This window comes from Nodosilinea sp. LEGE 07088 (assembly GCF_015207395.1).
Taxonomy (GTDB): Bacteria; Cyanobacteriota; Cyanobacteriia; order Phormidesmidales; family Phormidesmidaceae; genus Nodosilinea.
This window is the reverse complement of the sequence record NZ_JADEWX010000250.1, coordinates 1-6,429: the sequence shown is the minus strand read 5'-3', so window position 1 is coordinate 6,429 and position 6,429 is coordinate 1. Positions and strand designations below refer to the sequence as shown.

Annotated in this window: 6 protein-coding genes and 1 pseudogene; 5 read left to right on the top strand and 2 right to left on the bottom strand. The window is 57.0% G+C overall.

From position 1 onward, the window contains the following. Window positions 1-34: 34 nt before the first annotated feature. From IQ254_RS28910 to IQ254_RS28900, 3 genes are all read left to right on the top strand, one after another. Window positions 35-829, top strand: a complete 795-nt coding sequence (locus IQ254_RS28910; protein WP_193969608.1) for a YdcF family protein — start codon at window positions 35-37, stop codon at window positions 827-829. Window positions 830-923: 94 nt separating this feature from the next. Beyond that, complete coding sequence (gene stpA, locus IQ254_RS28905) at window positions 924-2,204, top strand: glucosylglycerol 3-phosphatase (protein WP_228041206.1); 1,281 nt, start codon at window positions 924-926, stop codon at window positions 2,202-2,204. Window positions 2,205-2,239: 35 nt separating this feature from the next. Next, window positions 2,240-3,136 carry an ROK family protein gene (locus tag IQ254_RS28900; RefSeq protein ID WP_193969607.1) on the top strand — a complete coding sequence of 299 codons (897 nt, stop codon included), beginning with the start codon at window positions 2,240-2,242 and terminating at the stop codon, window positions 3,134-3,136. Window positions 3,137-3,318: 182 nt separating this feature from the next. Here the strand turns inward: IQ254_RS28900 and IQ254_RS28895 are convergent. Together IQ254_RS28895 and IQ254_RS28890 are read right to left on the bottom strand one after the other, a co-directional pair. Next, window positions 3,319-3,705 (bottom strand): annotated as a pseudogene (locus IQ254_RS28895) (alcohol dehydrogenase catalytic domain-containing protein); the annotation flags it as partial. Window positions 3,706-3,741: 36 nt separating this feature from the next. Then, window positions 3,742-5,328, bottom strand: coding sequence for a glycosyltransferase family 39 protein (locus tag IQ254_RS28890; protein WP_193969605.1), 1,587 nt, complete (start codon window positions 5,326-5,328; stop codon window positions 3,742-3,744). 293 nt (window positions 5,329-5,621) lie between these two features. Between IQ254_RS28890 and IQ254_RS28885 the strand changes: the two genes are divergently transcribed. Both IQ254_RS28885 and IQ254_RS34080 read left to right on the top strand, forming a co-directional pair. Further along, complete coding sequence (locus IQ254_RS28885; protein ID WP_193969604.1) at window positions 5,622-6,107, top strand: hypothetical protein; 486 nt, start codon at window positions 5,622-5,624, stop codon at window positions 6,105-6,107. 31 nt (window positions 6,108-6,138) lie between these two features. Then, window positions 6,139-6,333 carry a diguanylate cyclase gene (locus tag IQ254_RS34080; protein ID WP_193969603.1) on the top strand — a complete coding sequence of 65 codons (195 nt, stop codon included), beginning with the start codon at window positions 6,139-6,141 and terminating at the stop codon, window positions 6,331-6,333. The last annotated feature ends 96 nt before the right edge of the window (window positions 6,334-6,429 follow it).

Here is a 6,429-nt window from a genome sequence, read left to right as displayed (position 1 = left end):
GGAGAGGGAGAGGGGGAGATTAGGGGATTGAACGATGTTTTTGTTTTTGTCGAAGCTGCTGCCGCTGGTAGTCTATCCGCTGGGGTTGGCCTGTGGCCTGTTGGTGGTAGCGCTGATCTGTCTCAAGCGACGGCCTCGGTGGGCGGCGGGGGCGATCGCCCTGGCCCTGGCCCTGCTGCTGGTGAGCAGCAATAGCTGGGTGGCCACGGCGGTGATGCGATCGCTGGAGTGGCGCTACCCTGACACCACTGACCTGCCCGAGGCCGAGGCCATTGTGGTGCTAGGCGGGTCGATTCAGCCGCAGCTGCCGCCGCGCCCGTGGATTGAGGTGGCTGAAGAGGGCGATCGCGTGCTGCACGGGGCCCGGCTGTACCTGGCGGGTAAGGCACCGCTGCTGGTGTTTACCGGTGGGCGGGTGACCTGGGGCCAGGGCAAAAGCCGCTCGGAGGCCGCCGATATGGCGGAATTGGCAGAGGCTTTGGGGGTGCCCGCCAGTGCCATTGTGATTGAGCCCGATTCGTTGAATACCTTTGAAAATGCTGCCTTTACCCGACCGCTGCTGAGCGATCGCAACATCGAGCGCATTTTGCTGGTGACGTCGGCCATGCACATGCCTCGGGCGCTGGCGATCTTCAAAAAGCAGGGTTTGGCGGTGGCGCCAGCCCCTACCGACTTTCACGTGGTGCAAGACCCTCTCAACCCAGAGACCAACACCTGGCAGGGGCGCACCCTCAGCCTGGTGCCCCAAACCGAGAACCTGCACTACCTCACCCGCGCCCTAAAGGAATATCTGGGCATCGGCATCTACTGGCTCAGGGGCTGGCTCTAGGTGATCCGTTCTGCCCGGGGGGCGAGACAGAGGGCTGGCGGGCTGGTAAGGTGAAGGCGTTTGCCTTTTGTCCGGCTGCACCTCTGGTTTTTTCATGGTTTCTAGCATGTCCCCCGCGCTTCACCAGCAGCAGTTTTCCCTCGATCACGGAGCCTGGATTGACTGTCTCGCCACCACCGACAATCTGCTGATCATTCAAGATCTAGATGGGGTCTGTATGGAGCTGGTCAAAGACCCACTCGATCGCCAGATTGATCTGGCCTATGTCAGAGCCACCCAGGCCTTTGACGGCCATTTTTACGTCCTCACCAATGGTGAACACACCGGGCAGCGGGGCATCAACGGCATTATTGAGCGCGCTACCAGAAGTGAACCTAGCCCAGGTTATCTGCCGGGGCTGGCGGCGGGCGGGGTGCAATGGCAAACCCGAGCCGGAGATGTCAGCCATCCGGGGGTCAGTGAGGCTGAGCTAAGGTTTTTGGCGGCGGTGCCCGACCAGATTCGCCACCGCCTAGAGCGGTTTTTTCGCCCGCATTCGACAGCGATCGCCGCCGCCGATCTCCAGCGCGGCATTGACGCCTCGGCGCTGGATAACATCGCCTCTCCCACCGCCAATCTCAACACCTTTCACGGTCTGCTGCACAACCACCGTGAGCTGTACGTCGATCTTCAGTACGACATGCAGACGCTGATGGAAAACCTGCTGCGCGATGCCGCCAGCCAGGGGTTGGGCGATGCGTTCTTTGTCCACTACGCCCCAAACCAAGGACGCGGCCCCGACGGCAAGGAGATTGTCTGGTTTAGCCAGGGCGATGAGTCGGGCACCACCGACTTTCAGTTCATGCTGCGGGGGGCGATCAAAGAGGCCGGGGTGCTGGCTCTGCTCAATCGCTACTACGCCGCTAAAACAGGAGAATTTCCCTTAGGGGAGGGCTGGAGCGTGCGCCAGGCTCCCCATAGCCACGCCGAGCTGCTAGAGCTGGTGATCAAAACCTTTGACCCAGCCCTGATGCCGAGCCTGGTAGGGGTGGGCGACACGGTGACCAGCGTGGTGGTGACTGAAAACGGCCAGCCCGTGGCTAAGCGGGGCGGCAGCGATCGCAACTTTCTGCACCTGATTCAGGCCATCGGCCAGCACTTTAGTAAGGGCAACCTGGTCACCTACGTCGACAGCAGCGGCGGCGAGCTGAAAAACCGCCGGGCAATCCAGCTGGGCGATCGCAATGGCAAAACCGTCGTCACCGCAGGCCCCGGCGACCCCCGCGACGGCGATGACCCCCTAACCCTCAACGTCGTGTTTCCCGGCGGTTATCGGCAGTATTGCCAGGCCTTTCAAACCGCGGCGGCGCGGCGCATCGAAGGGCGGTCAATCTGAGACAATAACCCTTGTTCACACCGTTGAGGGTAGCGATGGGGATGGAAGAACACCAGGTGATCGGGGTCGATTTGGGCGGGTCGGCCATCAAGCTAGGGCGCTTTACCCCAGCGGGTCAGTGCCTGGCCGACCTGTCGGTGCCGACGCCGCAGCCCTCGACCCCCGAGGCGGTGATAGAGGCAATGGCCGATGCGATCGCCACCCTCGACCCCGATCGCACCGCCGTCGCCATTGGGGTGGGCACCCCCGGCCCCGCCGATGCCGCTGGCCGCATTGCCCGGGTCGCCATCAACCTGGCCGGGTGGCACGACGTGCCCCTTGCCGACCAGCTCGAAGTCAAAACCGGGCGTCCTGTCATTGTTGCCAACGATGCCAACTGCGCTGGTCTCGGCGAAGCCTGGCTGGGGGCCGGACGAGCCTGTAAGGATGTGCTTACCTTAACCCTGGGAACCGGGGTCGGTGGCGCGATTATTCTCGATGGCAAGCTGTTTGTCGGTCGCCAGGGCACCGCCGGAGAACTAGGGCTAATCACCCTCAACCCTGATGGGCCGCCCTGTAACAGCGGTAACCGGGGCTCGTTAGAGCAGTACTGCTCGGTGCAGGCAATTGTGCGCGAGACGGGGTTAACCCCGGCGGCCCTATTCGAGCAGGCTCAGGCGGGGGATGAGGCTGCGATCGCATTCTGGCACACCTACGGTCGCTGGCTGGGGGCGGGCATCACTAGCCTGGTCTATATGTTGACGCCCGAGGCGGTGATTGTTGGCGGCGGTATCTGCGCCGCGGCGGCGCTGTTTTTGCCCACAACTCTGGCCGAGCTAGAGATTCGATTGTTGCCTAGTTCCCGAGAAGGCCTACAAGTCTTGGTGGCTGAGTTGGGCAACCAGGCGGGGATTGCTGGTGCCGCGCGGTTAGCGCTCCAAAAATATGGTTAGGGTATAGAGCTGTGGGGCAGAGGGGCTAGGGGGCTAGGAATCGGGTCATCATCACAAACTCGTCTAGAACGCCGGTACAGAAACCCGGTTTCTCGGCCAGAAGGCCAGTCATGCCGTTAGGGCAGTGACAAAGAAACCGGGTTTTTAGCCATACTGTACCGATGCTCTAGGCTACCTGCTTTGACAAAGGCGTAGTCAATGGCGACGTATTCGGCAAACGACCCCCAATGGGTAAACCCCGGCTGAAACTGGCGATCGCACACCTGGTGATTGCCTGACGTGCATTGCGAGCAATAGCCGCAGGCGCAGACAAACGGCAGCGTTACTCGCTCGCCCACGGCCCACCGGGTAACGTTTTTGCCCCTCGCCTCAACCACTCCAGCTAGCTCATGGCCAGGAACATGGGGGATGGTGATACCGGGGTCGTGGCCCATCCAGCCGTGCCAATCGCTGCGGCAGAGGCCGGTGGCCATAACCCGAATCACCACGCCGTGATCGGTTGGCGTTGGATCGGGCACCGTCTCCAGGGTCAGTGGAGCCGCAAATTGCCGATAGACGGCTGCTCTCATAGAAGTTCCTCATTCATTTTCCTGGCGGTTTGCTGTTTACCCTGGGCAGAGGACCACCTGGCTTAGCTGCCCAGCGGTGCCGATGGGGTCGAGACAGTAACCGCTATCGTTGAGCTGAGCCACGGCTTCCTGCGACGGAAACAGTAGAAATGTATCCCCAGTGGTGGGGGGGATCGCGATCGCGGCGTCTTTGGCAAACAGCAAGACATCGATGTCTGGAGGCAAGACATGGCTGACAGCAAGCAGATCGCCCAAGATCTGATCGTTAAAGTTGCCGCTAATCAGCAGCGGTTGCGTCGCCTGACTAACAACCGCCGCAATCTCTGGGTAGTCGTTAGCGTGATCTTTTATCCACCAGCTATGGGCCTGGGTAAAGGTCAAACTAGAGATCATGCAACTGGTAAACACTCCAAAAATCAACCCTAGCTCTAGGGTATGAGCCAATGTATGGCGCTTATTTGCCCCATAGTTTTGTAAGGTGCCGCCAAAAAGAATGGCGATCGCCAGCAAAAGGCTAATCCACGTCGGGAAAAAATAGCGCAAAATAGTCGATCGCCGCCCCTCAAACAATAGATCGGGGCCGACCAACGACAGGGCCGTCAGGCCACCCAGGCTGATCAGAAATAGCAGCGGCGCTCGGGGAAGACGACGATAGGCCGCGATCAAAACGTAGCCTACCAATGCCAAGGTTGCGATCGCAACCAGGGTGAATGGCAGCGCCCGATAGTCGCCGATGCCCATATCAAAGAACACTCGACTGGTATTCGTGATCCATCGCTCGATTAGGTTAGGCCAGGGGAGCGGTTCTGCCGTCCATTGCAGCGAAAGTCGAGGAGAGCGGCCGGTGACAATCCGAAATAGCCAGGGCGAAAATAAAAGTAGGCTGAGGGTAAAGGCGACCCCATAGGGTTTCAACGCTTTGCGAGTATTCGGCTGGTGCCAGAGCAACAAATAACACCCGTGAGACATGGCAACCCATAGCGTCAGCGGAAAAGTACATAGCCCAACCCATAGCCCAGTGCCGTAGCTCAACCAATGACGCCCTGTAGTCAATCGCATAGCCCGTAGAAAAGCAGCGCTGGTGAATAAAATTAGCGCTACCCAGAGGCCATATTCCCTGGCTTCTTGGGCATATACAACCATCACTGGCGAGATAGAAATGAGGCTGACAAAGGTTAAAACCTGCACCTCAGACAGCAAAAGCTCTACCCCTAACCAGTAGGCGCAGGGCAACGCCAGCAGGCTCAGCAGTGCAGAAATAGTACGTATTGAGATAACAGAGGTGCCAAATAGAGTGGCCCACAGATGGGCGATCGCGTAGTATATTGGCGGGTGCTGCGGGTCATACTTAATTAGCCGCAGAATCGTGATGCCCAGGTTACTATTGGCCGCAAAAGTTTGATACTGTTGAATATCGGCAACGGTAAGCGGTTTGCCCGTGAATAAAACCTGTTGTGCAGCCCGGGGAGAATGACCAGAGATCCATAGCGATGTAAAGCTTTCATCGAACCAATAGGGGCGTTGGTCTAAGCCCACAAACCGCAGCAGCACACCCAGAGCAATGAGGCTGACTAGCAAAAACTTTAGCAGCCTGGAATAATTAAAGAATTTTGGGCTCTGCATAGTGCTGATCTAGACTTAGCCTAATGGTGTAAGACTGATCTTTCCTGGTCATAATGGGTAAATCACCATACTGCCCTAGGGGTATAGAGGCATACGGCGATCGCAGCGGCGGCGCTCGGCGTTAGCCTAACCGCTGGTTGAGTGATCTTATTTTTCCCAAAAAGGCCTGCACTTCTGCTGATGGTTAGTTCGATTATTTTACCAAAGCGGCACTGCCGTTATCTTACCCAGTGGTGACCCAGTAAAGACCCTAATGCGGCGCCGATTACCAGTTCAATCATCTAGGACCGGACATGGGTAAAACGGTTGAAAAAATAAGACGCCATCCCATCGACCGGCTGGAACGCCAGCCTCAAGGCATGCTGATGGGCTTGAGCTTGGCCCTGGCCTGTTTGATTGGCACTATTGACTTTGTCGTACGGCAAGATATAGCGCTCTCAATTTTCTACCTGGCACCCATTGCCATTGCGGCTTGGTTTATTAGCTATCGGGCGGGGCTGTTTATATCAGGAGTTTGTACATTTATCTGGTTTCAGGCCGATATTGTGGCAAAGCACTATGACTTTGCTCTCTTGCCCTATTGGAATGCCGCTGTTCGATTGGGCTTTTTTTCTATTACAAGTTATCTATTGGCGACCCTTCGTAAGGCATATCAGCGAGAACAACTGCTCGCTCGCCTTGATGACAATACTCCGGACAAAAAATTGCCCTCCATATTACCTGTAAGCCAGAGCCTACGTTGCCCAAAGTATTTAAGTCAATGTCAGCCTAAAAACTAACCTTGACTTAAATAGGCAATTGCTAGAGTGATTGCCCTGTAAGCCTTATAGGTCGTTGCTAAAACTGTCCGGACTGTTAGATGAGCTCACCGGTCTCTACAACCGACGTTTTTTTCTAGAGTTATTGCAGTTTGAAGTAGAGCGAACTCGCCGCTATAATCAACCTCTAACGCTGGCATATCTTGATTTAGATGACGCCGATTCTAGAATGAAGTGCAACACCTAGAAGCTTTCCACAGAGGGGCTCATAGGATAGTCTGATGTTTACCACAACAAAAAGACACCCTATGAGCTATATCCAGCTTAGCGCTTCTGAACGAAA

What these genes read in the sequence shown, in the direction of transcription:
- stpA (WP_228041206.1), top strand. Translation starts at nt 924, where the DNA reads ATGGTTTCTAGCATGTCCCCCGCGCTTCACCAGCAGCAGTTTTCCCTC.
- IQ254_RS28885 (WP_193969604.1), top strand. Translation starts at nt 5,622, where the DNA reads ATGGGTAAAACGGTTGAAAAAATAAGACGCCATCCCATCGACCGGCTG.
- IQ254_RS28910 (WP_193969608.1), top strand. Translation starts at nt 35, where the DNA reads ATGTTTTTGTTTTTGTCGAAGCTGCTGCCGCTGGTAGTCTATCCGCTG.
- IQ254_RS28890 (WP_193969605.1), bottom strand. Translation starts at nt 5,328, where the DNA reads ATGCAGAGCCCAAAATTCTTTAATTATTCCAGGCTGCTAAAGTTTTTG.
- IQ254_RS28900 (WP_193969607.1), top strand. Translation starts at nt 2,240, where the DNA reads ATGGGGATGGAAGAACACCAGGTGATCGGGGTCGATTTGGGCGGGTCG.